Source organism: Kitasatospora sp. NPDC048662 (assembly GCF_055587065.1).
Map to the genome: position 1 here is coordinate 1060989 of NZ_JBVJHA010000001.1, position 26703 is coordinate 1087691.

General features: G+C 72.0%; 27 protein-coding genes. 8 read left to right on the forward strand and 19 right to left on the reverse strand.

Annotated features, from left to right (window positions below; all coding sequences use genetic code 11):
- Positions 1–50 precede the first annotated feature (50 nt).
- The 8 genes from serS to ACZ6R9_RS05125 form a co-directional block, all read right to left on the reverse strand.
- Positions 51–1328 carry a serine--tRNA ligase gene (gene serS, locus ACZ6R9_RS05090; protein WP_380480068.1) on the reverse strand — a complete coding sequence of 426 codons (1278 nt, stop codon included), beginning with the start codon at positions 1326–1328 and terminating at the stop codon, positions 51–53.
- Between the two features lie 675 nt (positions 1329–2003).
- A complete protein-coding gene (pheA, locus tag ACZ6R9_RS05095) occupies positions 2004–2939 on the reverse strand; it encodes a prephenate dehydratase (RefSeq protein WP_380480066.1) in 936 nt (311 codons plus the stop codon).
- 212 nt (positions 2940–3151) lie between these two features.
- Entirely contained in the window at positions 3152–4369 is a 1218-nt protein-coding gene (locus ACZ6R9_RS05100; protein ID WP_465536606.1) for a Dyp-type peroxidase, read from the reverse strand.
- Positions 4366–6717, reverse strand: a complete 2352-nt coding sequence (locus tag ACZ6R9_RS05105) for a copper resistance CopC/CopD family protein (protein WP_465536608.1) — start codon at positions 6715–6717, stop codon at positions 4366–4368. Before ACZ6R9_RS05105 ends, ACZ6R9_RS05100 begins: the two co-directional genes overlap by 4 nt.
- 22 nt (positions 6718–6739) lie before the next feature.
- Positions 6740–7225, reverse strand: coding sequence for a copper chaperone PCu(A)C (locus ACZ6R9_RS05110; RefSeq protein ID WP_380480060.1), 486 nt, complete (start codon positions 7223–7225; stop codon positions 6740–6742).
- On the reverse strand, positions 7222–7905 hold the full coding sequence (locus tag ACZ6R9_RS05115; RefSeq protein WP_380480058.1) for an SCO family protein: 684 nt from the start codon (positions 7903–7905) through the stop codon (positions 7222–7224). Before ACZ6R9_RS05115 ends, ACZ6R9_RS05110 begins: the two co-directional genes overlap by 4 nt.
- 96 nt (positions 7906–8001) lie before the next feature.
- Positions 8002–8730: a YcnI family copper-binding membrane protein gene (locus tag ACZ6R9_RS05120; protein ID WP_465536610.1), complete on the reverse strand. Its 729-nt coding sequence runs from the start codon at positions 8728–8730 to the stop codon at positions 8002–8004.
- Between the two features lie 133 nt (positions 8731–8863).
- Entirely contained in the window at positions 8864–9688 is an 825-nt protein-coding gene (locus ACZ6R9_RS05125) for a hypothetical protein (protein WP_380480054.1), read from the reverse strand.
- 230 nt (positions 9689–9918) lie between these two features.
- On the opposite strand from ACZ6R9_RS05125, the gene ACZ6R9_RS05130 reads away from it, so the two are divergent.
- The 3 genes from ACZ6R9_RS05130 to ACZ6R9_RS05140 all read left to right on the forward strand — a co-directional run bounded on the left by ACZ6R9_RS05130 (position 9919) and on the right by ACZ6R9_RS05140 (position 11418).
- A complete protein-coding gene (locus ACZ6R9_RS05130; RefSeq protein WP_380480052.1) occupies positions 9919–10590 on the forward strand; it encodes an ATP-binding protein in 672 nt (223 codons plus the stop codon).
- Positions 10591–10745: 155 nt separating this feature from the next.
- Positions 10746–11135 carry a YciI family protein gene (locus tag ACZ6R9_RS05135; protein WP_465536815.1) on the forward strand — a complete coding sequence of 130 codons (390 nt, stop codon included), beginning with the start codon at positions 10746–10748 and terminating at the stop codon, positions 11133–11135.
- Between the two features lie 49 nt (positions 11136–11184).
- Positions 11185–11418 carry a hypothetical protein gene (locus ACZ6R9_RS05140; RefSeq protein ID WP_380480051.1) on the forward strand — a complete coding sequence of 78 codons (234 nt, stop codon included), beginning with the start codon at positions 11185–11187 and terminating at the stop codon, positions 11416–11418.
- A 62-nt stretch (positions 11419–11480) separates the two neighbouring features.
- Here the strand turns inward: ACZ6R9_RS05140 and ACZ6R9_RS05145 are convergent, their stop codons facing one another.
- Together ACZ6R9_RS05145 and ACZ6R9_RS05150 are read right to left on the reverse strand one after the other, a co-directional pair.
- The gene (locus ACZ6R9_RS05145) at positions 11481–11726 is read right to left on the reverse strand and encodes a DUF5302 domain-containing protein (RefSeq protein ID WP_465536612.1); all 246 of its coding nucleotides are present in this window, start codon (positions 11724–11726) and stop codon (positions 11481–11483) included.
- Between the two features lie 87 nt (positions 11727–11813).
- On the reverse strand, positions 11814–11942 hold the full coding sequence (locus ACZ6R9_RS05150; RefSeq protein WP_465536614.1) for a hypothetical protein: 129 nt from the start codon (positions 11940–11942) through the stop codon (positions 11814–11816).
- 137 nt (positions 11943–12079) lie between these two features.
- Between ACZ6R9_RS05150 and ACZ6R9_RS05155 the strand changes: the two genes are divergently transcribed.
- The gene (locus tag ACZ6R9_RS05155; RefSeq protein ID WP_380480045.1) at positions 12080–12901 is read left to right on the forward strand and encodes an integrase; all 822 of its coding nucleotides are present in this window, start codon (positions 12080–12082) and stop codon (positions 12899–12901) included.
- A 19-nt stretch (positions 12902–12920) separates the two neighbouring features.
- Here ACZ6R9_RS05155 and ACZ6R9_RS05160 read toward each other — a convergent pair whose 3' ends face one another.
- Positions 12921–13466, reverse strand: a complete 546-nt coding sequence (locus tag ACZ6R9_RS05160; RefSeq protein ID WP_465536616.1) for a maltokinase N-terminal cap-like domain-containing protein — start codon at positions 13464–13466, stop codon at positions 12921–12923.
- A gap of 238 nt (positions 13467–13704) precedes the next feature.
- Between ACZ6R9_RS05160 and ACZ6R9_RS05165 the strand changes: the two genes are divergently transcribed.
- Entirely contained in the window at positions 13705–14184 is a 480-nt protein-coding gene (locus ACZ6R9_RS05165) for a ricin-type beta-trefoil lectin domain protein (RefSeq protein ID WP_465536618.1), read from the forward strand.
- A gap of 126 nt (positions 14185–14310) precedes the next feature.
- Here ACZ6R9_RS05165 and ACZ6R9_RS05170 read toward each other — a convergent pair whose 3' ends face one another.
- The 4 genes from ACZ6R9_RS05170 to ACZ6R9_RS05185 form a co-directional block, all read right to left on the reverse strand.
- A complete protein-coding gene (locus ACZ6R9_RS05170; protein ID WP_465536619.1) occupies positions 14311–15144 on the reverse strand; it encodes a hypothetical protein in 834 nt (277 codons plus the stop codon).
- Between the two features lie 42 nt (positions 15145–15186).
- Positions 15187–15690, reverse strand: coding sequence for a SigE family RNA polymerase sigma factor (locus ACZ6R9_RS05175; RefSeq protein WP_465536620.1), 504 nt, complete (start codon positions 15688–15690; stop codon positions 15187–15189).
- A gap of 146 nt (positions 15691–15836) precedes the next feature.
- Positions 15837–16796 carry a pirin family protein gene (locus ACZ6R9_RS05180; protein WP_380480035.1) on the reverse strand — a complete coding sequence of 320 codons (960 nt, stop codon included), beginning with the start codon at positions 16794–16796 and terminating at the stop codon, positions 15837–15839.
- A 124-nt stretch (positions 16797–16920) separates the two neighbouring features.
- Positions 16921–17409, reverse strand: coding sequence for an SseB family protein (locus ACZ6R9_RS05185; RefSeq protein WP_043915454.1), 489 nt, complete (start codon positions 17407–17409; stop codon positions 16921–16923).
- A gap of 211 nt (positions 17410–17620) precedes the next feature.
- Here ACZ6R9_RS05185 and ACZ6R9_RS05190 point away from each other — a divergent pair, with 211 nt between their 5' ends.
- Positions 17621–19450 (forward strand): acyl-CoA dehydrogenase, encoded by a 1830-nt coding sequence (locus ACZ6R9_RS05190; protein ID WP_380480033.1) that lies wholly within the window; start codon positions 17621–17623, stop codon positions 19448–19450.
- 214 nt (positions 19451–19664) lie between these two features.
- A complete protein-coding gene (locus tag ACZ6R9_RS05195) occupies positions 19665–20966 on the forward strand; it encodes a M18 family aminopeptidase (RefSeq protein WP_380480031.1) in 1302 nt (433 codons plus the stop codon).
- Positions 20967–21021: 55 nt separating this feature from the next.
- On the opposite strand, the gene ACZ6R9_RS05200 is transcribed toward ACZ6R9_RS05195, so the two are convergent.
- Positions 21022–22842 carry an NHL domain-containing thioredoxin family protein gene (locus tag ACZ6R9_RS05200; RefSeq protein ID WP_465536622.1) on the reverse strand — a complete coding sequence of 607 codons (1821 nt, stop codon included), beginning with the start codon at positions 22840–22842 and terminating at the stop codon, positions 21022–21024.
- 81 nt (positions 22843–22923) lie between these two features.
- Positions 22924–23682, reverse strand: a complete 759-nt coding sequence (locus ACZ6R9_RS05205; protein ID WP_465536623.1) for a helix-turn-helix domain-containing protein — start codon at positions 23680–23682, stop codon at positions 22924–22926.
- 309 nt (positions 23683–23991) lie between these two features.
- On the opposite strand from ACZ6R9_RS05205, the gene ACZ6R9_RS05210 reads away from it, so the two are divergent.
- Positions 23992–24180: a hypothetical protein gene (locus ACZ6R9_RS05210; protein ID WP_465536624.1), complete on the forward strand. Its 189-nt coding sequence runs from the start codon at positions 23992–23994 to the stop codon at positions 24178–24180.
- Between the two features lie 411 nt (positions 24181–24591).
- On the opposite strand, the gene ACZ6R9_RS05215 is transcribed toward ACZ6R9_RS05210, so the two are convergent.
- A complete protein-coding gene (locus tag ACZ6R9_RS05215) occupies positions 24592–25164 on the reverse strand; it encodes a recombinase family protein (RefSeq protein ID WP_465536626.1) in 573 nt (190 codons plus the stop codon).
- Positions 25165–25839: 675 nt separating this feature from the next.
- On the reverse strand, positions 25840–26679 hold the full coding sequence (locus ACZ6R9_RS05220) for a hypothetical protein (RefSeq protein ID WP_465536627.1): 840 nt from the start codon (positions 26677–26679) through the stop codon (positions 25840–25842).
- Positions 26680–26703: the final 24 nt, after the last annotated feature.

A 26703-nucleotide genomic window follows, 5' to 3' on the forward strand; every position in this document is an offset into this window, starting at 1 on the left:
GGAACGGGCCGGGCCGGACGGGCCGGACGGGAACGTCGGGTGGGCGGCGGCTACTTGGCCGCAGGCTCCAGGACGGCCTTCCCGCCGAGGAACGGCCGCAGCGCCTCGGGCAGCACCACCGAGCCGTCGGCCTGCTGGTGGTTCTCCAGCAGCGCGACGATGACCCGGGGGACGGCCACCAGGGTGCCGTTGAGGGTGGCGAGCGGACGGACGCCGTCCTTGTCGCGCATCCGGATGGAGAGCCGGCGGGCCTGGTACTCGGTGGTGTTGGAGGTCGAGGTGACCTCGCGGTACTTGCCCTGGGTGGGGATCCACGCCTCGATGTCGAACTTGCGGGCGGCGGACGCGCCGAGGTCGCCGGAGGCGACGTCGATCACCCGGTAGGGCAGCTCCAGCGCGTTCAGGAAGTCCTTCTCCCACTGGAGCAGGCGGCGGTGCTCGGCCTCGGCGTCCTCGGGGGTGGTGAAGACGAACATCTCCACCTTCTCGAACTGGTGGACCCGGATGATGCCGCGGGTGTCCTTGCCGTAGGTGCCGGCCTCGCGGCGGAAGCAGGACGAGAAGCCGGCGTAGCGCAGCGGCAGCTTGTCGCCGTCCAGGATCTCGTCCATGTGGTAGGCGGCCAGCGGGACTTCACTGGTGCCGACCAGGTACCGGTCGTCGTCCTCGAGGTAGTAGACGTTCTCGGCGGCCTGGCCGAGGAAGCCGGTGCCGTCCATCGCGGCGGGGCGGACCAGCGCCGGGGTGATCATCGGGGTGAAGCCGGCCGCGGAGGCCTGCGCCATCGCCATGTTGACCAGGGCCAGTTCGAGCAGCGCGCCCGGACCGGTCAGGTAGTACGAGCGGGCACCGGCCACCTTCGCGCCGCGCTCGGTGTCGATCGCGCCGAGCAGCTGGCCGAGTTCGACGTGGTCGCGGGGCTCGAAGCCCTCGGCGGCGAAGTCGCGGGGAGTGCCGATCTCCTCCAGGGTGACGAAGTCCTCCTCGCCGCCGACCGGAGCGGCCGGGTCGATCAGGTTCGCCAGCGAGCGCTGCAGCCGTTCGGCCTCCTCCTTCGCCTCGCTCTGCGCGGCGTCGGCGGCCTTCACCTCGGCTGCCAGCTCCTTGGTGCGGGCCAGCAGGGCGGCCTTCTCCTCGCCCTTGGCGGCGGCGACCTGCTTGCCCAGTTGCTTCTGCTCGGCGCGCAGTTCGTCGAATCGGGTGCCGGCCGCGCGGCGGCGTTCGTCGGCGGAGAGCAGGGCGTCGACCAGGTCGACGTCCTCTCCGCGGGAGCGCTGCGAGGTACGTACGCGGTCCGGGTCGTCACGGAGCAGGCGAAGGTCGATCACGGATCAAGCCTACCGGTGGCCGGTGGTCCGGTTCCGGCCATCGTGAGGCTTGGGTGGGTATGTCGCGCTCTGTCCGGAAATCTGGCATCCTGTGCCCGGCCATCGGCGCAGGGGGGTGTGGGCGGGCACTCCGGGGCTGGGGATAACTCCCGCCGGCCTGTGGATAACCCCGGTGGACAACTCTTTCGAGGGCCGGTTATCCACAGGTGCGCGCTTGGGGCTGTGGACAGGGGAAAACCCATGGTCCGTAGGCTTCCGAACCGGCAATTCCAGGTTTCAAACCTCGATACGGCTTCCCGAGTGAGGGAATTCGCTCGCTCGCACAGGTGATTTGTCGGCGCAGGGGTGACTCTGGTCCGATTAGTCCTCCCTATGCCCCTAGCTGATGATCCGACCAGGCCTGAGGGTGTCTTTACCGGTTTGTCGACTCCGGCCCGCCCTGTGGATAACTTCCCGCTCCTGGGGACAACCGTCCCCTGTGGATGCCGGCCACCGCCCTGTGGATGAACCACGCCGCCCCGGACCCCGCACCGAAGGCCCCCGGAGCGCCGCCGGTGAACACCCGTCGGCCGGGCAGGTGACGTTCGGGCGTGTCGAAAATGAACGGAACGGGGCCCGGCAAGGCCCCGCCCCGGCCGAAATCGCGTTCTTGCGGCGGACGGGGCGTTGTGGGCCTCAGAGTTCGCCGCGGCCGTCCAGGCAGCGCGACAGCCAGTCCGAGGCGTTCGCGAAATCCAGGTCCGAGGTGCCCTGCCGGAGCGGGAAAGCGGTGCCCCGGTCGGCCCGCGGGTACGAGCCGAGAAAACGCACCTGCGGGCACATCCGCTTCAGACCCATCAGCGCCTCGCTGACCCGCCGCTCGCTCAGGTGCCCCTCGCAGTCGATGAGGAAGCAGTAGTTGCCCATGCCCTCGCCGGTCGGCCGGGACTCGATCCGCATCAGGTTGATCCCGCGCACCGCGAACTCCTGCAGCAGCTCCAGCAGCGCACCCGGGTGGTCCTCCGGCAGCCACACCACCATCGAGGTCTTGTCCCAGCCGGTCGCCGAGGACACCCGCCCCGGCCGGCCCACCAGCACGAACCGGGTGGTCGGCGCCGCCGCGTCCTGGATCTCGTCCGACAGCACCTGCAGCCCGTACAGCTCCGCCGCGAACGCCCCCGCCACCGCAGCGTCGTACCGGCCGTCCTGGACCAGCCGGGCACCCTCGGCGTTGGACGCCGCCGACTCCCACTGCGCGTCCGGCAGGTTCGCCGCCAGCCAGTGCCGCACCTGCGGCTGCGCCACCGGGTGCCCGGTGACGGTCTTCACGTCGCCCAGCGCGATGCCCGGGCGGACCAGCAGCGCGAACGAGATCGGCAGCAGCACCTCGCGGTAGATCATCAGCGCGCTGCCGTTGATCAACTCGTCGCTGGTGGTGGTGACCGCGCCGTCCACCGAGTTCTCGATCGCCACCATCGCGCCCGCGGCCTCGCCCGCCCGCACCGCGTCCAGCGCCGCCGACACCGACGCCACCGGCGTCAGCTCCCGCGTCCCCGACTCCGGCAGGGTGCGCAGCGCGGCCTCCGTGAAGGTGCCCGCGGGCCCGAGATAGGTGTAACGGGTCGCCGACATGACCGCCTCCGAACGAACAGCGTGACGCGAACTGCGTGATGCGAACGCGTGATGCGAACTGCGTGGGCCCCACAGGCCTCGGTCTGCCACCTTAGCCACTTCCGCGGCCCCGCCGTGCCGCCGTTCGACAGCCGGGCAGCGGGGTCGAACGACCGTGCGGCCGGGCCGCCGTCCGGACGGCGAACAGCGGGGTCGAACGATCGTGCGCGAGGTCAGCCCTCCAGCAGCGGCTGCCCCACGTACCCGCCCGCCGGTGCGCCCGGCGGCACCGCGAACAGCGCGCCCGCCTCGTGCCGCAGGAACCGCGACAGCCCGTCGCCGCGCGCCAGCCGCTGCTGCACCGGGACGAAGCCGCGCGCCGGGTCGGCCTGGAACGCGGCGAACAGCAGGCCCGCGTCGGGCGAGCCGTCGGCCAGCAGGCCGTCGTGGAACGAGAACCCGCGGCGCAGCATCGCCGCCCCGCCGTTGGAGTCGGGCGCCGCCACCCGGACGTGCGCGTCCGGGGCGATCGCCAGGGTGCCGTCCGGGGCGGTCGCCGACAGGTCGACGGGGGTGCGTTCGCCGGCGTCCGGGCCGCCGGACAGCGGGGCGCCGTCGCTCTTGCGGCGGCCCGCCAGGCGTTCCTGACGGTCCGTCGGCAGCGACTCCCAGTCGTCCAGCAGCATGCGGATCCGGCGCAGCACCGCGTAGCTTCCGCCGGACATCCAGTCGGGGCCGGTGGCGAACACCTTCGCGGCGAAGTCGGCGTCCGCCGGGCGCGGGTTGTTGGTGCCGTCGACCTGGCCCATCAGGTTGCGGCCGGTCATCGGGCGCGCGGTGGCACCGGGCGTGCGGCCGAAGCCGGACATCTGCCAGCGCGGCGCGGCCACCCCCGCCGCCAGCCGGCGCAGCACCCGCAGCGCGTGCACCGCGACCAGCGCGTCGTCCGCGCCGATCTGCACCCACAGGTCGCCGTCGGAGCGCGCCGGGTCGAGCGCGTCCCCGGGGAACGCGGGCAGCGCGGCCAGCGCGGGCGGGCGGCGGTCGGCCAGGCCCAGCTTGTCGAACAGGCTCGCGCCGAAGCCGAAGGTGACGGTCAGCGAATTCGGGCCCGCGTCCAGCGCGATCCCGCTGCCGCCGTCGCCGCCCGGCTCGCCGACGGCCATCCGGGCCGCGGCCGCCGACCAGTCCCGCAGCAGCCCCGCCGCCCGGTCCCGCCCGGCGCCGGGGACCAGATCGAAGGCCAGCCACTCCACCCGGGCCTGCGCGGGCTCCACGATGCCGCCCTGCCGAGGGCCGTGGAACGCCACCCGGGCCTCGCCCGGCCCGGACACCTTCGCACCCCGCGCCGACGCCCGCCCGCCCCACGCCCCGCCGACCGCGCCCACGGCCAGCCCCGCCCCGGCCCCGCCGAGCACGGCCCGCCGGGAGAGTGCCGATATCTCCGTCACTGCCCGACCTTCAGCTGCTGGGTCGCCGTCACCTGATCGATGTCGGACGACCGGATCGTCACCGAAACCACCCACTGCCCGGCCAGCGGCAACTGCGCGGTACCGCTCCAGGAGCCGGTGCCCTCGGACTTGAGGGCGACGGGCAGCGGTCCGAGATCGCGGTCGGGGAGGGTGAACGCGAGCTGCAACTCGGGGACGTCCACCGGCTGCCCGGCAGCGTTGCCGAGCTTGAGCGTGACCTCGTTCGGCCCGGTCCCGACCGGATTGATGGTGACGGTGGCGGTGCCCTTGGCATTCGGGGTCCGGCCGCCGGTGTCGTACGGCAGCTTCAACTCCTGCGTCTTCCCGGGCACCGCGGAAGCCCCCGCCACCGGAGCCCCGCCGCCCGCCCCGGGCTGAGCGGCGATCGCCTCGGCGACCCGCCCGGGCGGGGAGTTGGTGAGCATCGTGGTGACCACCAGAACCAGCGCGGCGACGCTCGTCTCGACCAGCACACTGCGACGCAGCCCCGCCCGCACCGGCGAGCCCTCGGCAGCCCGCCGCCGGTGCGCCTTGGCCAGCACCGCCTGCTGGCGGGCGAGCTGCGCGGCGCGCTCGGGGTCGGCGTCCTCGGCCTTTGCGTCTTCGGCGGCGGTGGCTCCGGCGGGCGTGTCGGCGGGCGTGCCCGCGTTCGCGCCGGGGGTCGCGTTCGTACCTGCACCCTCGTCCGTGTTCGTGCCCGCGTCCGTGCCCGTGCTCGCACCCGCACCCGCGTCTGTGCTCGCACCCGCACCCGCGTCCGACTTCGCCGCGATGGTCTGCGCGGAGATAATCTCCGCAGGGATGATCTCCTCGCCCTGTTCGTTTGTGATCGCATCCGAAACCATCCGCGCAGAGGCAGCGACAGAAACAGTCCCCGCAGCGGCCGTCCCCCCCGGAGCGGCCACCGGAGCGACCGCCGAAGCCGCCGCCGTCCCGTCAGCGCCACGCAACCGCGCGCTCCAGGCCCGCGAGATCCAGGCGACGCCGAGCATCGACGCCACGCAGCCGACCTTGACCAGCAGCAGCCGCCCGTACTCGGTGTCCACCAGCGCGCCCCAGCTGCCCAGGCCGCGCCAGGACTGGTAGAGGCCGGTGCCGGCCAGTACCGCGACCAGCCAGAACGCCAGCTTGGAGAAGCGTCCGACGGCGGCGGCGGGCAGGCCGTGTCGCAGGCCGGTGACCAGCACGGCGAGGCCGCCGAGCCAGCCGGCCATGGCGAGCAGGTGCAGCGCGGCCAGCGGCAGTGCCAGCGGGACCTGGATGCCGACCGAGGAATGGTCGGCGCCGACCCAGGTCGCGGACAGCGCGATGGCCAGGGCGAGCCCGGCCAGTCCCAGTGCGAGCCGGGTGTCGCGCTGCGGGCGCTCGGTGGCGGCCCGCTCCAGCCGGCGCAGCTCCGCCTTCTCCGCCTCCGCCTCCGCCTCCTCGTCCTCCTCCTCGCGCTCGTCCTGGGCGGAGTCCGGTGCGCGGTTCGGCGCCGCCGGCTTCGGTTGCAGCCCCAGCTGGCCGACCAGCAGAGACAGGTAGACACCGGCGGCGGCGAGCAGCAGCAGGCGGGCGGCGAGCGCGGTGCCGATCCGCTCGTCCAGGGTGGCGCGCACCAGCGACAGGTCGAAGGCCTGGCCGAGGCCGGTGCCGCGCTCGTAGGGGCCGCGCAGCATCAGTACGGCGACGGTGGACAGCAGCAGCGCCACCCACCCGGTCATCAGCAGCCGCTGCACGCCGCGGACGGCCGCGCCGCCGGGCCAGACCACGATCACGAACGCGGCGGCGCCGGCCAGCAGCGCGAACGCGCCGTAGGCGACAGTGCGGGCGGTGCCGTAGGCGAAGCCCACCGCGCCGTCGGCCTTGGCGCCCTGGACGGCGGCGGCGTTCACGGTGGTGTCGGAGGGCGCGCCGATGGAGAAGGTGAACGCGCCGCCGATCGGGTGGGAGTCCTCCGAGACGGCCCGCCACGCCACCGTGTAGGTGCCGTTGCCGAGGCCCTGCCGGAGCGTCACCCGGGCGGTGGCGGCCTTGCCGTCCACGTGGTCGGGCTTGCCGTTGTCGACGGCGGTGCCCTTCGGGTCGAGTACCCGCACCGAGTCCGCGGACAGCGACACGCCCTCGCTGAAGCTCAGCGTGACCGCGGCGGGCGCGGTCTGCAGCACCGAGCCCTGCGCGGGGTCGGTGCTCTCCAGGGTGGCGTGCGCGGACGCCGTCGTCGCCCCGCCGAGTACCAGGGCGAGCGCCGCCACCAGCACCGCCAGCAGCGCGCCCAGCCGCCGCCGTTTCGCCACCGTGATCACCTGTGCGCCTCTTCTCGTCACTGCGCTGTCTGCCGCCATCGCCGGGACCATCGCCGGGACCCTAACTTCCCGGACGGTACGTCAGCGGCTTCACCGGAACCTTGACCACGACGGTGCCCGCCTTGGCGAACTCCAGGTCCAGTTCCACCTCGTCGCCGAGGGCCGGCTGCTTCGCCCAGTCCATGATCATCAGGTGGGTGCCGCCCCGGGCCAGATCCAGGGTGCCGTGCGCGGGCACCGCCAGCTCGCCGACCTCCTCCATGGTCTTCTCGGTGGAGCGGTGCATGGTCACCGACCCGGCGCCCGGGCTGCTCACCTTCACCAGCCGGTCCGCGCCGCCGTCGTTGCGCACCGTCAGGTAGCCGGCGCCCATCCCGCCGGGGGTGGCGGGCAGCGGTATGTACGGGTCGGCCACCGACAACTGCGGCGGCGCGGCGGAGGCACTGTCGGAGGACGAGGACTGGCAGGCCACCACCACGGTGCCCGCGGCCAACGCGGTCGCCAGGCCGGCCCCGATCAGCGCGCTGCGCCGGAACGCGCGGCTCACACCGCCACCCCCTTGGCGAGCAGCTCCAGGTCGTGCCGGTAGGTGTCCACCGAGGTGCCGGCCATGTACAGCAGGTGCGCCTTGTCGTCGGTCGGCAGGAACGCCAGCACCTGCGCGCCGTGCGTGGAGGTCACCGTGCCGTTGGCGGCCACCACCGGGTCCTCGATCAGGATGCCCAGCGGCTTGGCGGCGGCCTTCACCTGCGCCAGGTCGCCGGTCAGCCCGATGAAGTCCTTGCCCATCGAGTCCAGCCAGGTCCGCAGCACCTGCGGGGTGTCGCGCTCCGGGTCGGTGGAGACGAACACGATGTCGATCTTCTGCCGCTCCTCCGGCGTCAGCTTGGACATGGCCACCCCGATGTCGCCCATGGTGGTCGGGCAGACGTCCGGGCAGCTGGTGTAGCCGAAGAACAGCAGCACGGTCCGCCCGGCGGTGCGCGCCTTCAGGTCGTACGGCTGCCCGGAGGTGTCGTTCAGCACCAGGTTCGGCTTGTCGAAGTGCTTGCTGAGCGCGGTGCCCTGGTACTGGCTGGTCGAGGCCTGCTTGCTGACCTTCGCCGCCCCGTTGCCCTCCCCGCCGCCCGAGGAGGACGAGGAGCAGGCGGACAGTGCGAGCGAGGCGCCGAGGACGAGGGCGGCGGCCGTCAGGAGCCGGGGCCGGGTGCTGCGGAGGGATGCCAAGGGACTTTCCGTTCCGTACGGGAGAGCGGTGCGGGAGAGCGGTGCGGGAGGGCGGATGCCGGGCGGGCCCGCGGGTGCGGCCCCGCCCGACGGGGGTCAGGACTGCGCGGAGCGGCGGCGCAGCCCGGCCACGCCGAGCGCCGAGCCGATCACGCCGACCACGATGCCGACCACGCCCAGGGTGCGGGCGGTGGAGTCGGAGGACTTCGCGGCGGGCGCGGCGTCCTGCTGGGCGGTGGTGTCCGTCGAGTGGTGGTCACCGGCCGCGGCGTCGGCCTTGGTCAGGCTGAGCACGGGGGCGGGCTTGGCCGGCTCGGGCTGCCCGTCCTTGGTGTCCTCGATCCAGCGGACCACGTCGCCGTTGTCGTAGGTCTGGAGTGCCTTGAAGGTCAGCTTGTCGGTGTCGGTGGGCAGCGCGCCCAGCGAGACCCGGAACTCCTGGAACTGGCCGGGGGCGATCTTGGTGCCCGCGTCGGCAGTCCAGGTGATCTTGGAGATGGCCTCGGTGATCTGCTGGCCGTGCGCCTCCAGCGGCTTGTCGAGCTTCGACTTCTCCAGGCTGGCCGTCCACCCCGGCAGCGGCTGGGTGCGCACCGACGCCAGCGGGTGGTCCAGCGGCAGGTTGATCTCCAGCTTCACGGTGGAGGCGGTGTCGCTCTCGTTCGGCACCCGGAACGCCACGGCCGTGTACCCGCCCTGCTGGGCACTGCCCGGCTGGACGGACACGTGCGCGGAGGCGGGAACGGCGGACGCCAGCAGGGCACCGGTCGCCACCACGAGCGCGCCGGCGGAACGACGGACAGAACGGGCGGAAAGCGAACGCATCAGGGGACTCCTGGGGAGGGAGAGGCCGCGCGAGCACCGCGCGGGCAACGTGGGGAGGGGACTCGACCGGCCCGCTCACGTGGCGGGCGCGGTGCGGCGACGCACGCCCGAGCCCCGGCCCTCCGGGCCCGGCTCAGCGCGCGAACGCCACCGCGGGAGGTCCCCTGCGCAGCACGCAGTGCCGCAGCGCCGCAGCCACCGGCAGCCGCCAGTCCTCCGGCCGCCCGCCCCGGCGCGCCGCCACCGGGCGCGGACCGCCCAGCAGCAGCGCCAGCAGCAGCGTCACCGCCGTCCGCAGCGGTGCCGCCCACTCGCGGGCGGTCAGCGCCGCCGTCCGCACCAGCCGCCACAGTGCGGCCTCGCCACGCCGCAGCCACCAGCCCGCGACCAGCGCCGCCGCCAGGTGGGCCAGCACCATGCCGGGCGCCAGCCCCAGCCAGCCCGCCGCGTGCGGCATCGCCGTCGCGTACGCCTGCGGGTCCAGGCCCGCGGCGCTCACCACCTGGTCCGCCGTGGTGGTCGGCGGGACGACCGTCAGGGCGTCGCCGGGGGTGTCGTTGCACAGCAGCCGGCCTGCCACGGACGCCAGAGCGTCGGGCCCGCCGTTTCCGGCCATCGGCGGATGCGTCATCGCCATGCCGCCGCCCAGGCCGTCGCCGAACCGGTGGAACAGCACGTGCAGACCCAGCTGCCCGGCGCCCAGCGCCGCCGCGATCGACACCAGCGAGCGCTCCCGCCCGCCGAGCAGCGCCGCCGCCGCGCACACGGCGGCGAAACCCACCGCCAGCGTGTCCGGCGCCACCGCGCCACCCGCCCGGGCGTGCCCGAAGGCCGCCACCAGCGTGCACACCAGCGCGAACGGGACCGCGCGCAGCACCCGCAGATCCCAGGCCGCCGCCGAGACCCGCGCCGCGGGCAGGGCGGAGCCCCGGCGGGCGGCGGCGGTCGGGTCAGTCATGGCCGAGCCATCATCTCACCGCCTACAGGCGCTCCCGGGACAGGCCCCGAAACCCGCCGCGAATGGCGAGAACCCGACCGGCGCACGCATCCGCCCACGCGCCGATCGGCACACCCGACAAGGGCAGTCCATCCGCCGAACGGGCGGTACCGGCGAGTGCGGACGGTTCACCGCGCACCGCCGAGGAGATAGCTAGTTGTATGTGGAGCCGCAGCCAGGAGGGATCTCCCGTGGACATCTGGTGGACTCTGCACCTCAAGCGCGACCCGGCCAGCGTGCCGCTCGCCCGCCGCATCCTGCTCGGCGCCATGGACTCCGCCGGAGTCGACCCGCAGGACGCCTTCGACCTCGGCCTCGCCCTCACCGAGGCCTGCGCCAACGCGGTCGAACACGCCGGGCCCGGCCACTTCGGGGACACCTTCCAGGTCACCGCCGCGCTCAGCGGCGACCGCCTGCGGATCGAGGTCACCAACACCAGTCCGGCCCCGGCCGCGCCCGCCGCGTCCCGCCCACGCCGCCGTCCGGCCGACCGGCCTGCCGCCACCGACCGCCCGGCAGCCGACCGTCCCGCCGCCGACCGCCCAGCTGCCGACCGCCCCGCGCCGCGCTGCCGCACCCGCCGGGGCCGCGCTTCCGTTCCCGCCCGGGTGCTGGCCACCCGCAGCCCCGCCGCCGACCGGCCCGCCGCCCCCTACGACACCCACGTCCTGCCCGCGCTGCGCCCGGCCCTGCAGGCCACCGACCCCGGCGTGCTGCCCGACCTGACCGCCGAGTCCGGCCGCGGCCTGTTCCTCATCCACGCCCTCGCGGACCACGTCCAGCTCCGCACCCACCCGCAGCGCGGCGCCACCGTCAGCTTCGACAAGATCCTCACCGCCCCGCTGCTGCGCACCGCGTCCTGACGGCCGCACCGGGCGCACCGGCCGCTCTGCCCGTCCCTCCGGCCCGCGGTCCGAGAGCATGCGGGGCGCGGTGTCGAGAACCGGGCCGCAGCTCCGTCCTCAGGATGATGGGACGAGAACGCCCGAACCGAGAGGAGCCGTCCGCCGTGACGCACATGCTGCAGATGCACTTCAGCCAGTCGGACACCGCCGTTCCCCCGATCCCCTCCTGGGATCCGGCGGCGACCGCCGCGCACATCGCCTTCATGCGCCGTTCGGTGGCCGAGCTCACCGCCAGCGGCGAACTCGTCGAGGCCCAGGGCCTGGCGATGCCCGACACGGCGCGGATCGTCCGGGCCGGCGACGGCGGGGCGTCCGTAGCCGAGGGGCCGTTCCCGGCCGGGAAGGAGTTCCTGTTCGGCTGGTGGATCGTCAACTGCGCGAGCGACGCGCGGGTGCTGGAGATCGCCGCGCTGCTGTCCGCCGCGCCGGGCCACGACGGAAAGCCGATGAACATGCCGATCGAGGTCCGCGAGGTGCTGTCGGAGCCCCCGGCGCAGCCCTGACCGCCTGCGCGAATTGCCGGGTATGTCCGGTCGGCGGACGATGGTGATCATGATGCATCAGATGCGCGCCGAGACCGGCCCCGACGGCGCCACGGACTCCGTGGTCAGCTGGCACATCGTCCGCGACGCGGACCTCACCGCCCTGTGCGGCAAGACGCTCAACAGCGCCGCCCCCGTCCAGGACGCCACCCGCTGGACGCTCGATCCCGACCGCAACTGCCACACCTGTGGGGCGCTGTTCCTCCGCGAGACCCCGTACTTCCCGGACGAGCACACCGACTGAATCACCGGGCACAGACGCCGAACGGCCGGCCCCGGGCGGGACCGGCCGTTCGCGCCGGGGTCTCAGCCGCCGCTCTTGCGGCGGAAGGTGCGCTTGCCGCCGGCCGCGGCGGCGGTGCCGTGGATCTTCGAGTCGCCGCCGGGGCCGCCGCCGGACCCGCGGTTGTTGCCGCCCTTGCGCTGCAGCGCGGCCAGGAACTTGGCCTTCTGGTCGTCCTGGCCGGGTGCCTCGGCGGCGGCGGTGTCGGCGGTGGCGTCGGTGGCGGCCTCCGGCGCGGGCTCGGCTGCCAGGGCGGTGTCGCTGCTCATTTCGGGACCTCCTGGACGGGAGTGGGGTGTGCTGCAGCACACCCTCCCATGCCGACGGGGGCGGCTGTCGGCCGACACCGGAGTCGGTCAGTCCCGGTGTGCCGTGCCGTGGGGGTGCCGCTCGTCGCGGTACTGCAGGCCGCCCATCATGAACAGCAGGGCGAGGATCGGGAAGCCGAACGAGGCGATCACCAGGACGAAGAACTGCCAGACCATGGGACTCTCCTGTCACGAAGCCTTGGCGAGTTGCCATATTTGGTCCAATTATGTCCGAATCGCTGCGCGAGAGGGGCGAGCGGAAGGGTCGAACAGCCCCTGTTCGAAGGACCGGTGGCCGACGCAGACTGTGAGGCATGCGGGTACAGCTGGCAGTCGACGCGCGCCGCCCCGACCGGGCCTGCGAGGACTTCGTGGTGGCCACCCCGGAGGTTCTGGTGCTGCTGGACGGCTCCAGCGCCCCGGACACCCTGGACTCCGGCTGCGGCCACGGCATTCCCTGGTACGTGCGCCGCCTCGGCGCGCACCTGGTGGCCCGGCTCACCGACCACCCCGACCGGGCCGTCGCCGACTGCCTGGCCGACGCCATCGCCGACACCGCCGCCCTGCACGGCGACACCTGCGACCTGGCCAACCCCAACACGCCCGCCGCGATGGTGGTCGCCGCCCGCCTGCGCGGCGACGCCCTGGAGTACCTGGCGCTCGGCGACTCCCTGCTGGTGCTGCACCCCAAGGCCGGCCCGCCCCGGGTGATCGGCGACAACCAGCGCTTCCCCGGCGGCGAGGAACTGCGCCGCCAGGTCTGGTCGACCGTCCCCGGCACCGCCGAACGCGCCGACCTCTACCTGCGGTACGCGATCGCCGTCCGCGCCGCACGCAACTCCGGCCACGGGCCGTGGATCGCCGCCGCCACCCCGGAGGCCGCCCAGCACGCCGAGACCGGCGTGGTCACGCGCGCCGACCTGCACGGGGTGGCCGCCCTGTCGGACGGCGCCTCCCGCTTCACCGAGCGTCTGGGGCTGGGCAGTTGGGCCGACGCCGTCCGACTGCTCGCCGAGGCCGGCCCCGCCGAGCTGATCGCCCAGGTCCGAGCCGCGGAGCGCACCGACGCGGACTGCGTCCGGTGGCCCCGCGGCAAGGCCCACGACGACGCGGCGGCGCTCTACGCCCGCCTGTGACCGGGCAGTTGGAGCTCCGTTACCGGCCGGCCGTCAGGTACACCGCGCGGGCCGCCGACCCGTCCGGCGCGGTGTAGCCGGCGACCACCTCGCCCGGCGCGGGCTCCCCGGCGGGCCGCAGCTCCCGGCGCAGCGTCACCGTCACCTCGCCGGCGACGGCCGCCACCGCCACCGTGTCGTCCACCATGTCGCTCTCGCTCTGCTTCTGCGGCACCGCCCGGCCGTGCAGCAGTTCGGTCAACTCGGCGCGGACCACCGGGTCCTGCTCGCCGTCGTAGAACCAGCGGGTGCCCAGCACCCCGTGCTCGGCGATCCCGATCAGCGCGCCCTCGGGCGCCCCGTCCAGCGGTGCGCCCCGGTACGCCATCGGCACCAGGTAGGCGGCCTGACCGTCCGCCACCACCATCAGCTCGATGCCGACCTCGCCCGCCGGGTCGTCCAGCCGGAATCCGCCGGCCCGCACCAGCGCGCCGCCGCCGGGCCGGTACCAGTCCTGCTTCGGCAGCCAGTCGGCCAGCAGGTCCAACTTGCCCGGGGTCATCGTGGTCTGATGGATCGTCGCCATCGCTGGTCCTCACTTCTCGCGCGGTGTCCTTGCCGGGCCAAGCCTACGAAGGGCGCCCGGCCGGCAGTGAACGCGCTGGACTGCCCCCGGGCTGCCCATTCGGATGAACCCCGGCGCGCAACGCCACTGGTTCGCGGTCGCCCGGTGCTAGAAATTTGCCTGCGCCCGGGTCCGGGCCGAGAAAACCCCATGGCCGCAGGGGAATCGTGCGGCCTTGCGACCAGAACGGAAACGCCTCATGGCCCTCGCTTTCCGCAAGACGCTCGCCATTGCCGCGATGGGGCTCGCCGCCTCCTTCCTGCCGACCGGCGGCGCCGGAGCGGCCGACACCGGCCACGCGACCACGCGCACCCCCGGCACCTACTGCCTCGCCAACGCCTGGGGGACGCCGAACGTCGGCACCAAGCCGTGCGACACCAACGACCAGGGCCAGCACTGGACCGTCTCGGGCGAACAGATCTCCCTCACCAACGCCCGCGGCTACTGTCTGGCCAACAAGTGGGGTGCCCCGGACGTCTCCACCAAGGCGTGCGCCTCGGGCGACCCGGGCCAGTACTGGACCATCTCGGGCCAGCAGATCTCGCTCACCCTCGCCCCCGGCTACTGCCTCGCCAACGCCTGGGGTACCCCGAACATCTCCACCAAGCCGTGCGACGTCAACGACAAGGGCCAGCACTGGGTGGTCTTCAACGACCAGATCAGCCTCGCCCTCACCTGACACGTCGCCACAGCGTTCCTGAGTGAACCAACACGCCGTCCCGCCGGGGCAGTTGCCCACCGGCGGGACGGCGCCTTCCGTGCGTTCGGGCGGTTCAGCGGGTCACAGAGGGGGCGGTGCGTCGCTTCATCGGCTCTCCCCTTCGTTGTGGGAGATCTGGGGTTCCTGCACGGGGTGCTGGTCGGCCTGCCGAATCAGGTCCAGGACCCGGGGCGCGCGGATGAAATCCGCCATCTGCGTGTCCGTCACCGGCGCCGAACTGCCGTTGATGCCGGAGGCGTTGACGAAAATGGCCACATCGCTGCCGCCGAAGTGGAAGGTCGCCGAGGTACCCGTCACCGAGCCGTCGCCCGAGGGCGCCACCCGTACGGTGGCCCGCGTGCCGTCCGGCAGCTGCACCACCTGACACGTTCCCTTCTGTTCCACATCGGCCGGCGGACAGAACTTCTCCCGCGAGCCGTCCGGGGCGGGAGCTACGGAGAACCGGACGAAGTAGGTGCCCTGCGGGGAGATCGCCTGGTAGCCGGACACGTCGTCGGCGACCAGCTGGATCTGGCCGATCTCCGGCGGGAGCAGGTCCTGCAGGACCCCGGCCGTCGCCTGCCGGAACGTCTCGATCCGCTGCCGCTCGGCCTCGCTCGGCGGGGCCGTCGGCGCGGACGGGCCGGCGGTGGGGGAGAACGTGACGGTCGGGAAGACCCGCGGTGGCGCCCCGTCCCCCATCAGGACGGCGGTGGAACCCGTGCCGTCCCCGGTGCCGGGCAGCACGGCCGCCAGCCCCGTCACCGCCAGCGCCGCCGTGCACGCGGCCGCCCCGCCGACCGCCAGCCGCGACCGCAGCCGCCGCCGGCGCCCGTCCCGTACCGCCCGGGCGGTCAACCCGATCGGCTCGACCAGGTCGTCGGTGGCCTGGTCCATCGCCTCTTTGACAAAGAGCGCCTCCGGCGCCTGCTCATGCATGTCGTACTCCCTCACGGTCTCGGTCGGAATTCACGGCGGCGCTCACGCGGGCGTGTACGGGCTCGGCTCGCCGAGCTGTTCGCGGAGCCGGGCCAGCGCACGGGAGCACTGGCTCTTGACGGTGCCGGTACTGCAGCCGAGGAGCTCGGCCACCGTCTCCACGCTCAGGTCCTCCCAGTACCGCAGGACGACCATCGCCCGGGCCCGCGCCGGGAGTTCGGCCAGCGCGGTCAGCAGCGTCACCCGCAGGTCGGTGTCCCCGTCCGGGGACACCTCGGGCGACCCCGCCAGCGCCCCGAGCCGGCGGGCCACCGACCACTTGCGCTGCTCCGCGAGAAAGGTGCGGGTCAGCACGGTGCGGGTGTAGGCGTCGAGGTTCTCCAACCGGGAAGCCCGCCGCCAGTGTGCGAACAGCTTCGCGAGCGTCGCCTGCGCCAGGTCCTCGGCCCGGTGCCGGTTCCCGCACAGCAGGTACGCCGTCCGGTACAGCCGTCTCCCGCGCGTCGCCGCGTACTCCTCGAACCCCAATTCGTCCGGTCCGCGCATCCACCCCTCCTGGTTCGCGTCTCTCACCCGTCCTCAATGCGCGAGTGCGGAGAAAGGTTGAGCCCGAATTTCCCGCCGGACACGAAAAGCCCGCGCACCCCCTCCGAGGACGGGGTGCGCGGGCTTGGGGAGTTGGCGGGGGGGGGTCAGTGCTCGTCGGCGGGGATGGTGCCGAGGCGGCCGGCCTGGAAGTCCTCCATGGCCTGCTGGAGTTCGCGGTGGCTGTTCATGACGAACGGGCCGTACCAGGCGACGGGCTCGCGGATCGGGAGGCCGCCGAGGAGGACGAACTCGAAGCTGGAGGAGCGGGAGTCCTGCTTCTCGTCGGCGCGGATGGTGAGGGTGTCGCCGTCGCCGAAGACCACGGCCTGGCCCATGTGGAAGGGGCGCTGCTCGGTGCCGGCGGAGCCGCTGCCGGCCAGGCCGTAGGCGAGGGCGTTGAAGTCGGAGCGCCAGGGGAGGGTGAGCTGGGCGCCGGGGGTGAGCGAGACGTGGATCATGGTGATCGGGGTGTGGGTGGCGCCCGGGCCCTGGTGGCCGTCGATCTCGCCGGCGATCAGGCGGACCAGCGCGCCGCCGTCCTCGGAGGTGAGGAGCTTGACGCTGCCGCTGCGGATGTCCTGGTACTTCGGGGTGATCATCTTGTCGGAGGCGGGCAGGTTGACCCACAGCTGGAGGCCGTGGAACAGGCCGCCGGACATGACCAGGGACTCGGGCGGGGTCTCGATGTGGAGCAGGCCGGAGCCGGCCGTCATCCACTGGGTGTCGCCGTCGGTGATGACACCGCCGCCGCCGTGCGAGTCACGGTGGATGAAGGTGCCGTCGATGATGTAGGTGACGGTCTCGAAGCCGCGGTGCGGGTGCCAGGGGGTTCCCTTGGGCTCGCCGGCCTCGTAGTCCACCTCGCCCATCTGGTCCATCATGATGAACGGGTCGAGGAACTTGGTGTTGATCTTCGCGAAGGCGCGGCGGACGGGGAAGCCCTCGCCCTCGTAGCCCTCGGGGGCGGTGGCCACGGTGAGGACCGGCCGGGCGGTGCTGTGCACCGGGTCGGGCGTGGTCACGCGCGGCAGGGTCAGCGGGTTCTCGACGGTCACGGCGGGCATGTCGGCCTCCTTCGGCGGGTCTGTGGCCTACGTCCACCACAGTAGTTCAACTCTCAACCACTCGCAAGGTTGAACGTTGAACTACGTGGACGTATTCCGGCCCGGGGAGGGGCGGGAGGGAAGGTCAGCCGTACATCCGGCGCATGGTGAAGTCGACCATCTGCTCGACCGCGCGGGCGTCGAACACCATCCGGTGCTCGCCCTCCATGTCCAGGGCGAAGCCGTAGCCGGTGGGCAGCAGGTCGAGCACCTCGGCGCCGGTCACCGAGAAGTGCTTGGAGTCCTTGCCGGCGTACCGCTTCAGCTCCTTGAGCGAGCTGAACATCGGGATCACCGGCGTCGGGGTGTTGTGCAGCGCGAGGAAGCCGGGGCGGTCGCCGCGCGGGCAGTACACCTTCGAGGTGATGAAGATGGCCTGGAAGTCCTCCACCGGCATCGCCCCCGTGGTGAAGGCGCGCACCGCGTCCGCCAGTGAGGGCGGCGAGGGTTCGGGGTAGAGCGACTGCTGGGCGGCCTGCGGGTCGCCGTACCCGGCGCCGGGCATGCCGGACATCCCCTGCTGCATCTGCTGCTGATAGGGATCCTGGTAGGCGCTCTGCTCGTAGCCGTACACGGGACAAGGCTATCGGGCCGGGCCCCGCTTGGGGGCGGGTGATCCGCACAATCCGGCGGCGGGCCGCATTGTGGGACGTGACCACGTTCATAGGTGCTTCGCAGCAGAGGGGTTGAACAAGTTACCGCTGGGTAGCATCATGGGGCGTACTGGTGGGTAAGCGGTGCGCCGTAAGCGGCTCGCCCGTGGAAGACGAACCGGAGATACGGTCATGGGTCACTACAAGTCCAACCTGCGGGACGTGGAGTTCAACCTCTTCGAGGTGCTCGGCCGCGACCAGGTGTACGGCACCGGTCCGTTCGCCGACATGGACGTCGACACCGCGAAGAACATCCTCAGCGAGATCTCCCGGCTGGCCGAGAACGACCTCGCCGCCTCCTTCACCGACACCGACCGCAACCCGCCGGTGTTCGACCCGGAGACCAACACCGCCCCGATCCCGGAGACCTTCAAGAAGAGCTACCAGGCCTTCATGGACTCCGAGTGGTGGCGCCTGGGCATCCCGGAGGGCATCGGCGGCCAGGTCACCCCGAGCTCCCTGGTCTGGGCGTACGCGGAGCAGATCCTCGGCTCGAACCCGGCGATCTGGATGTACTCCTCCGGCCCGGCCTTCGCCGGCGTCGTCTACGACGAGGGCACCGAGGAGCAGCAGAAGGTCGCCCAGCGCATGGTCGAGCGCCTGTGGGGCGCCACCATGGTGCTGACCGAGCCCGACGCGGGCTCCGACGTGGGCGCCGGCCGCACCAAGGCGATCAAGCAGGAGGACGGCTCCTGGCACATCGAGGGCGTCAAGCGCTTCATCACCTCGGGCGAGCACGACATGTCCGAGAACATCATCCACCTGGTGCTGGCCCGCCCCGAGGGCGGCAAGCCGGGCACCAAGGGCCTGGGCCTGTACATCGTGCCGAAGTACGACTTCGACTGGGAGACCGGCGAGCTCGGCGAGCGCAACGGTGCCTACGCCACCAACGTCGAGCACAAGATGGGCCTCAAGGCGTCCAACACCTGCGAGATGACCTTCGGCGCCAAGCACCCGGCCAAGGGCTGGCTGCTCGGCGAGACCGTCGACGGCATCCGCCAGATGTTCAAGATCATCGAGTTCGCCCGGATGATGGTCGGCACGAAGGCCATCGCCACCCTGTCCACCGGCTACCTGAACGCGCTGGAGTACGCCAAGGAGCGCGTGCAGGGCGCCGACATCTCGCAGTTCATGGACAAGACCGCGCCGCGCGTCACCATCACCCACCACCCGGACGTGCGCCGCTCGCTGCTCACCCAGAAGGCGTACGCCGAGGGCATGCGCGCCCTGGTCCTCTACACCGCCTCGGTGCAGGACGACATGCTGGCCGCCCGCCTGCGCGGCGAGCACGACGCCGCCGCCGAGCGCCTGAACGACCTGCTGCTGCCGATCGTCAAGGGCTACGGCTCGGAGAAGTCCTACGAGCAGCTCGCCCAGTCGCTGCAGACCTTCGGCGGCTCGGGTTACCTGCAGGAGTACCCGATCGAGCAGTACATCCGGGACGCCAAGATCGACACCTTGTACGAGGGCACCACCGCCATCCAGGGCCAGGACTTCTTCTTCCGCAAGATCGTCAAGGACGGCGGCCAGGCGCTGACCGCGGTCAACGAGCAGATCCAGAAGTTCCTCGCCTCGAACGAGGGCGGCGCCGACCTGGCCCCCGAGCGCGACCTGCTCGCCAAGGCCGCCGGCGACCTGGAGGCCATCGTCGGCAAGCTGATCGCCGACCTGACGGCCGTCGAGCAGGACGTCAAGAACATGTACAAGGTGGGCCAGAACACCACCCGCCTGCTGATGGTCTCCGGCGACGTGGTGGTCGGCTGGCTGCTGATGCGTCAGGCCGCCGTCGCGCTCGCCAAGCTGGAGGCCGGTGCCGCGGAGAAGGACGTCCCCTTCTACCAGGGCAAGATCGCCGCGGCGAAGCACTTCGCCCGCACCGTGCTGCCCACCACCGCCGCGCAGCGCCAGATCGCCGAGGCCGTCGACAACGAGCTGATGGACCTCGCCGAAGAGGCGTTCTGATCGAGCGGCGGCGGGTCGCTCACCCGACCGCCTGACCCACCCTCACCCCGCGGGGCCCGGTTCACCACCGGGCCCCGCGGCGTTGGGTCGCGCCATGCTCACTGTTGTGTCACCGTTGCGGACTTCACACGGTCCTGTCCGTGTACGGGCATATGCTCAGGGGGCGGGCCTGTTAACCCCCATCAGGCTCGGCCGCCCTCAACCCAGGAGCAACATGTCGACCGCCGCCCGCACGGCCCACTTCGACCGGAAGCACACGGACGACCTGATCGCCTTCCTCGCCGCCTCCCCCTCCCCGTACCACGCGGTGCAGAGCGCGGTCGAGCGGCTGGAGCGGGTCGGCTTCCGCGAGGTCCGTGAGACGGACGCCTGGGAGGGCGGCAGCGGCGGCCGCTACCTGGTGCGCGGCGGCGCCCTGATCGCCTGGTACGTGCCCGAGGGGGCCGGCCCCGCCACCCCCTACCGGGTGGTCGGCACCCACACCGACTCGCCGAACCTGCGGGTCAAGCCCATCCCCGACACCGGCTCGGCCGGCTGGCGGCAGATCGCCGTCGAGATCTACGGCGGCGTCCCGCTCAACACCTGGCTCGACCGCGACCTCGGCCTCTCCGGCCGGCTCGTCCTGCGCGACGGCACCACCCGCCTGGTCCACCTCGACGAGCCGCTGCTGCGCGTCCCGCAGCTCGCCATCCACCTCGACCGCAGCGTCAACGACGGCCTCAAGCTCGACCGCCAGCGCCACCTGACGCCGATCTGGGGACTCGGCGACACCACCGAGGGCGCCCTGCTGGGGTACGTCGCCGAGAAGGCCGGCCTCGCCGCCGCCGACATCATCGGCTGGGACCTGATGGCCCACGACGTCCAGCCGCCCTCCTACCTCGGCCGCGACCGCGAACTGCTGGCCGGCCCGCGCCTGGACAACCAGCTCTCCGTGCACGCCGCCACCGCCGCGCTCGCCGCCGTCGCCGCGTCCGGCGCCGACCTGCCCTGCATCCCGGTGCTCGCCGCCTTCGACCACGAGGAGACCGGCAGCGAGTCCGACACCGGCGCGCAGAGCCCGCTGCTCGGCAACGTGCTGGAGCGCTCCTGCTACGCCCGCGGCGGCACCGCCGAGGACCGCGCCCGCGCGCTGGCCGGCACCATCTGCCTGTCCTCCGACATGGGGCACGCCGTCCACCCCAACTACAGCGAGCGCCACGAGCCCGGCCACCACCCGCTGCCCAACGGCGGCCCCATCCTCAAGGTCAACGTCAACAACCGGTACGCCACCGACGGCGTCGGGCGGGCCGTGTTCGCCGCCGCCTGCGAGAAGGCCGGCGTCCCGTGGCAGAGCTTCGTCTCCAACAACGCGATGCCCTGCGGTACGACGATCGGCCCGATCACCGCGGCTCGCCTCGGCATCACGACGGTCGACTGCGGCATCGCGGCGCTGTCCATGCACTCGGCCCGCGAACTGTGCGGCGCGGAGGACCCGTACTACCTGGCGGGGGCCATCAAGGCGTTCCTGGAAGGCTGAGCGGTGGTCAGGGTGTGGGAGAGCCCCGGGAGGCCTCCCCCACCCTGACGCCAGGTCACTCCATGCCCGCCAGCACCAGCGGCAGCCGCGTCGCGCCGCCCGGCACCACCTTCACCGGCACGCCCCAGTCCTGCTGGTGGACGTGGCAGGCCGGGTACTCGATCGCCGGGTCGTCGTCGCAGGACGCGGCCATCGCGGAGACGTGCAGCACGCCCTCCGTCACGCCCTCCGCGAGCACCAGCTCGCGGGAGAGCGCGCTGTCCGCGCCCGCGCCGGCGGTGAGCAGCCCGGGCGGGGTGGAGCTGACCAGCAGGCGGGTGGACGGGCCGTAGCGCTCGTCCAGCTTCTGGCCGGTGGGCGCGGAGAACACCACGTCGAGGCGGAGCGTGCCCGGGGCGACCTCGGTCGCGGCGCGCTGCGTGCGGTGCGCGACGGCCTCCACCCGGACGGCCTCCTCGGGCAGCCGCAGCCTGGTCAGCCGGTGCCGGGCGGACTCCACCACCACGATGTCGCCGTCCACCACCACCGCGCCGGACGGCTCCCGCAGGTCGGTGGCCAGCGTGGAGACCTCACCGCTCGCCGGGTCGAAGCGGCGCAGCGCGTGGTTGTAGGTGTCGGCCACCGCGACCGAGCCGTCCGGGAGCACGGTGACGCCCAACGGGTGCTGGAACAGGGCCTGTTCGGCCGCCCCGTCACGGTGGCCGAAGTCGAACAGGCCGGTGCCGACGGCGGTGTGCACCTCGTGCGTCCCGCGCGCGACCCAGCGCAGCGCGGAGGTCTCCGAGTCGGCGACCCACAGCCGCTCGCCGTCGGCGGAGACCGCCAGGCCGGACGGCTGGGCGAACCAGGACTGCTCGGCGGGGCCGTCGACCAGGCCCTCGTTGGTGGTGCCGGCCGCGACCGCGACCGCCTTGGCCACCGGGTCGAACGACCACAGCTGGTGCACGCCGGCCATCGCGATCCAGACCCTGCCGTCGAAGAACGCGACGTCCCACGGCGAGGACAGATCGACGGCGGTGGCCTCCCCGGAGGCCGGCGAGCCCTGCCACCACTGGCGGCCGGTGCCGGCCAGCGTGGTCACCGTGCCGTCGGCGAGCCGGACCCCGCGCAGCGCGTGGTTGACGGTGTCGGCCACCACCAGGTCGTAGCCGAGGCCGAGGCCCTCCGGGACGAGCGCCAGGCCCTGCGGCTCGCTGAACCGCGGCGCGGCACCGTCCACCAGGCCGCGCACGCCGTCGCCGATCCGCCGCACCACCGTCTCGCCGTCCTCGGCGAGCTCCACCAGCGCGTGGTGGCCGGAATCCGCCACCAGGTAGTGCCCGTTCGGCAGCCGCACCGCCTTTCCCGGAAACCGCAGGTCACCCGCCTGCGGCTCGGGCGCCACGTACGGCCCGTCGCCGCGCCGCAAGGTGCCCTTCGCCTCGTGCTCCGCCTCCAGCTCCTCGACCAGCCTGGCGATCGCGTGCGCATGCCCCTCACCCGCGTGCTGCGCGACCACATACCCCTCCGGGTCGATCACCACCAGCGTCGGCCAGGCCCGCACCGCGTACTGCTTCCACGTCACCAGCTCCGGATCGTCCAGCACCGGATGGTGCACCTCGTACCGGGCCACCGCGTCCACCACCGCCCGATGGTCCGCCTCATGCACGAACTTCGGCGAGTGCACCCCGACGATCACCACGGTGTCGCGGTGTTTCTCCTCCAACTCCCGGAGCTCGTCGAGGACATGGAGACAGTTGATGCAGCAGAAGGTCCAGAAGTCTAGTACGACACACTTACCTCGCAGGTCGGCAAGCTTGAGTTCCTTGCCGCCTGTGTTGAGCCATCCGCCGGCGCCGACCAGCTCGGGGGCGCGGACACGTGCACGAGAAGCCATACCCCAATCAAACCCCACCGGCAGGGCGCGAATTACAGTGGCACTCACTGCCAGGAGCTGGGCGTTTGTTGTTCACGGAGCTCAGCTGAGCGGTACCGCCGTACCTCGTCCCCAGAGTTCTTCGGCGTGGTCGGTGAACCGGGACCACATGCCGTCCTTCTCCTGTCCGCGCAGGTGCATCAGTGGGGAGTCGTGACCCACCAGCCGGGCAAGGTGCGGCGTGACCAGGGCGTCACGGTCGAACCGGAACACGGACAGGCTCACGTGGTTCATGGCGTCCTCGGGGGCCGAGAAGCGGGCTTCCAGGCCTTCCAGCAGGCCGAGGCGGGCCAGGTGCTCCAGGGTGATTCTGATGCGCGTGGAGACGGTCAGGGCCACGTCCTCAATCGCTTCCCGTTGCCGGGTGACATCCCCGGCCGGGTCGCCCAGCAGGAATCGGACTCGGCAACCGGCTTCCGTCTTCCGCCGCAGAGTCTCGACCAGGTTGGGCTGTTCCAGCCACAGGAAGTAGTTGGTGTAACCGGCGAAGAAAAGATCCGTCCGGGCGTTCTTGATCAGGTCCCCCCACACGGTGGAAGGGTAGGAGGACCTGTACGGGTAACTCCGGATGATCTCCCGGTCCGGGCCGGTCTTGAGTGCGTCCCGAACTGCCTTCGGCCACAACATCGTTGAGTCAACTCCCAGCGCCTTGGCGGCATCCTCGCGGTTGCGGGCGTGGGGGATCAGCCGGCCGTCGGACAACCACCGTTCAACGGTCTTGCCTGACACTCCCACCCGGCCCGCCAACTGACGTGGTGAGAGGCCAGCAGCGGACATAGCTGATCGTAAGGCGGCGTTCAAGACTTCTCCCAGGGACGTTTGGGCCTTTTCCGAACCTACTGCCGCGACGGTCCAACTGTCCTACGTACGTGCAGGATTCGTCCAAGAGGGCGCGTCAGTGTGGGCCGTGGACCGATCGGACGGAGGAGCAGCTCATGCCCACAACGCCCCATCAGCGCTACAGAGTGGTGCCCGCGCCGGCGGAACCCGGCGCATTGCTGACAGATCTCTGGGGCCTGGCCGACTGCGCCGATGCCGACAGCCCAGTCACCCGGTCCGACGGCGAACCGATGGTGTTCCCGTTCTTCGGAGATGCCGCGAGGTGGGCGGATGAGCACTCCTGAGCAGTGGGAGCCCCAGGAGGGTGGGGCGGCCTACGACCAGCGCTCCGATCAGCCGGTGAGGGTGATGGCGGTGCACGCCTGCGGCGTATTCGTCCGACGTCTGCGGGACGGACGGGAGAGCATCACCACGCTGGGCGAACTCGCCCCGCCGGAGCGTACGGCCCCGGCCCGGTGACGGATGCCCTCAGCCGAGCCTGGGATGCGGCTGCCCAGTTCGTGGCCCTGACGGGCGAGAAGGTACGAGTGTCGCAGGTGGCGGGCGGCGTACAACTCAGCTTCCGAGTAACGCCCATGGATGGTGACCTGCACCTTGAAGTGCTTCGTGCCCTGGGTGAGTCCGATCGCTTCGGGCATGGCCGATTGTCCGACGGCAACGGAGAGTTGTGGGCCACCTATCATGCAAGCCGCCCGTGATTGGCTCACCAAAAACGGCGTCACACCCAGGGCGCGCTTGGCGAGCTGGGGCCGGGATCGCTGAGTGGCAGTGCGCCGAACTTTCGCAGTGCCCTGGCCTCGCGCTCCGACATGACTGAGAGCCGCCCACCCTCAACAGGTGGACGGCTCTTGGCCGTTGCTGCTCCCGTGGTCAATGGTCGAGGTGGCGGTACAGCGTCGCGCGGCTCACTCCCAAGGCCCTGGCGATGGTCGTGACACTCTCGCCGTTCGCCTTGCGGGCGCGGGCCGCAGCGAGTTTGCCGGCGTCCAGCACGTTCGGCCGCCCACCGGTGCGCCCCTGCGTCTTGGCGGCTTCCAGTCCGGCGCGAGTGCGGTCCTTGATCAGGCTGCGCTCGAACTCCGCCATCGCGCCGACCACTTGGAGCATCAGGCGACCGTCGGGCGTGTTCGGGTCGATGCTCGCCAGCGCACCCGTGAGCACCTTGAATCCGATGCTCCGGGCCGACAGGGCGTCCACCATGGTCACCAGGTCGATCAGCGAGCGGGCGAAGCGGTCCAGCTTCCACACGCACAAGGTGTCTCCGGGGCGCAGGTAGTCCAGTACGGCGGCAAGCTCCGGCCGATCGGTGTTCTTGCCCGAAGCCTTGTCCGTGAAGATCCGGGAGCAACCCGCTTCGGCGAGTGCGTCGTGCTGGAGCTGCGCCTCCTGGTCGTCGGTGGAGACTCGCGCATAGCCGATCAGGCGTCCCATGTTCTTCGCCATGCCCCAACCGTCTCATAACTCGTCTCATAACATCAAGGGCTTTCAATAGGTTTTGAGACGAGTTTTGGGCGCATGAACGTCCCTTCTCTGGCCCATTTGCCACCCGTCTCGCAAACCATCGTTTCTGAGACGAGCGGGCAGAGTGACTTTGCGTCACACGGTGATCGAACCGCCCTGATGCGGCGAAGTGGCGAACCCGGAGTACCGGGCTTCCAGCGTCCGGGGCTGCCCCGCGTGCTGGAGTGATGCCTCGTAGCCGACTCTCGTTTAGCTATAGGTTTCTATGGTCATTTGGAAATTTGATCCAAAACAGCACAGCAGCACTCCCCGCCGGTGGGCGAGGCCCCGCCCCATGTCTCCGGGCAAACCAACGGCATCCGCACGAACGAAGACGCTCCGCCCAACCGCGAAGGGCTGAGCGGAGCTCGGGTGAAGCTGCGACCTGTTCGCTGTGGAGCCGGGCGGGCAGCCGGGACGTCGTCGATGCGAGCGTGGTGCTGGCCGCCGTCGAGCATCTCGACGCGCCGATTCTCACCGACGACCCGGGAGACATCGGGCAGCTCGTCGAGGCCTCGGGGCGCCTGCGCATCAAGGTGGCGCGCCCGTAGCCGGCGACGCGCCGGTTCCGGGTGGGCGATGGCAGGCCGCCCCGCTGGTTGGCGGGGCGGCGGGGGGTTACCAGTTGCCCCAGGTGCCGGTGCTCCACAGGGCGGTGCCGTTGCTGTAGGCCACGAAGTTGCCGTCGTCCTGCACGACCGCGTAGGCGCCGGGCCTGCCGGTGGCCGGGGTGGACCAGGTGATCTTGCCGGTGTAGGGGTTGGAGAGGTGGAGGACACCGGTGAACGTCGTCGAGTCCTGGACGAACAGGACCGCACCCGGACGGTTCCACGTCCCGCTGGACCAGAGGGCTGCGCCGTCCCGCTTGCGGTAGAGGACCAGGTTGCCGTCCTGCTGGTTGACCAGCCAGACCGACTTCGACTGGATCCAGTGGCCGGGGTTCATGCCGGGGTTGTTCGGGGCGATGCAGGACCCCGGGGTGGTGCCGCCGGCGCAGGTGGCGCGGTAGAGCCCGGTCCCGCTCGACCAGTGCTTGCTCTGCCCCCCGACGGTCAGCAAGCCCAGGCCGAGCATCAGGCGCGCGCCCGGGTCGCCCCAGGTGCCGGTGGACCACAGGGCGTCGGACTGGCTGGTGCTGCCCTGGCGGTAGACGACCAGGTTGCCGTCCGGCTGCATGAACGCGTAGGCGCCCGGGTTGCCCCAGGTGCCGGTGGCCCACAGCTCGGGTCCGCGGGCGCCGGTGGGGCCCTCAAGACGCAGGACCAGGTTGCCGTCGGCCTGCATCACCAAGGCCGCCTCGCCGGCCTTCAGGCTCTGACCGGGCATCAGCTTGTCGCCGGCCGCCAGCGTGGCTTCCGGCACGTCGGCGGCCGAGGCGGTGGTGGCGGGTGCCATCAGGGCGATGGCGGCGGCGCCGAGCAGGGCTGCGCGGGCACGTCTGAAAATGTTCTTCCGCATGGGGCGGCATTCCCCTCTGTGGTG

Excerpts from the sequence above, each read along its gene's own strand:
- pheA (WP_380480066.1), bottom strand. The coding sequence starts at position 2,939 with ATGTCGGCGACCCGTTACACCTATCTCGGGCCCGCGGGCACCTTCACG.
- ACZ6R9_RS05105 (WP_465536608.1), bottom strand. The coding sequence starts at position 6,717 with ATGGCGGCAGACAGCGCAGTGACGAGAAGAGGCGCACAGGTGATCACG.
- ACZ6R9_RS05120 (WP_465536610.1), bottom strand. The coding sequence starts at position 8,730 with ATGCGTTCGCTTTCCGCCCGTTCTGTCCGTCGTTCCGCCGGCGCGCTC.
- ACZ6R9_RS05125 (WP_380480054.1), bottom strand. The coding sequence starts at position 9,688 with ATGACTGACCCGACCGCCGCCGCCCGCCGGGGCTCCGCCCTGCCCGCG.
- ACZ6R9_RS05135 (WP_465536815.1), top strand. The coding sequence starts at position 10,746 with ATGCTGCAGATGCACTTCAGCCAGTCGGACACCGCCGTTCCCCCGATC.
- ACZ6R9_RS05140 (WP_380480051.1), top strand. The coding sequence starts at position 11,185 with ATGATGCATCAGATGCGCGCCGAGACCGGCCCCGACGGCGCCACGGAC.
- ACZ6R9_RS05145 (WP_465536612.1), bottom strand. The coding sequence starts at position 11,726 with ATGAGCAGCGACACCGCCCTGGCAGCCGAGCCCGCGCCGGAGGCCGCC.
- ACZ6R9_RS05150 (WP_465536614.1), bottom strand. The coding sequence starts at position 11,942 with ATGGTCTGGCAGTTCTTCGTCCTGGTGATCGCCTCGTTCGGCTTCCCG.
- ACZ6R9_RS05155 (WP_380480045.1), top strand. The coding sequence starts at position 12,080 with ATGCGGGTACAGCTGGCAGTCGACGCGCGCCGCCCCGACCGGGCCTGC.
- ACZ6R9_RS05160 (WP_465536616.1), bottom strand. The coding sequence starts at position 13,466 with ATGGCGACGATCCATCAGACCACGATGACCCCGGGCAAGTTGGACCTG.
- ACZ6R9_RS05165 (WP_465536618.1), top strand. The coding sequence starts at position 13,705 with ATGGCCCTCGCTTTCCGCAAGACGCTCGCCATTGCCGCGATGGGGCTC.
- ACZ6R9_RS05170 (WP_465536619.1), bottom strand. The coding sequence starts at position 15,144 with ATGCATGAGCAGGCGCCGGAGGCGCTCTTTGTCAAAGAGGCGATGGAC.
- ACZ6R9_RS05175 (WP_465536620.1), bottom strand. The coding sequence starts at position 15,690 with ATGCGCGGACCGGACGAATTGGGGTTCGAGGAGTACGCGGCGACGCGC.
- ACZ6R9_RS05180 (WP_380480035.1), bottom strand. The coding sequence starts at position 16,796 with ATGCCCGCCGTGACCGTCGAGAACCCGCTGACCCTGCCGCGCGTGACC.
- ACZ6R9_RS05190 (WP_380480033.1), top strand. The coding sequence starts at position 17,621 with ATGGGTCACTACAAGTCCAACCTGCGGGACGTGGAGTTCAACCTCTTC.
- ACZ6R9_RS05195 (WP_380480031.1), top strand. The coding sequence starts at position 19,665 with ATGTCGACCGCCGCCCGCACGGCCCACTTCGACCGGAAGCACACGGAC.
- ACZ6R9_RS05200 (WP_465536622.1), bottom strand. The coding sequence starts at position 22,842 with ATGGCTTCTCGTGCACGTGTCCGCGCCCCCGAGCTGGTCGGCGCCGGC.
- ACZ6R9_RS05210 (WP_465536624.1), top strand. The coding sequence starts at position 23,992 with ATGAGCACTCCTGAGCAGTGGGAGCCCCAGGAGGGTGGGGCGGCCTAC.
- ACZ6R9_RS05215 (WP_465536626.1), bottom strand. The coding sequence starts at position 25,164 with ATGGCGAAGAACATGGGACGCCTGATCGGCTATGCGCGAGTCTCCACC.
- ACZ6R9_RS05220 (WP_465536627.1), bottom strand. The coding sequence starts at position 26,679 with ATGCGGAAGAACATTTTCAGACGTGCCCGCGCAGCCCTGCTCGGCGCC.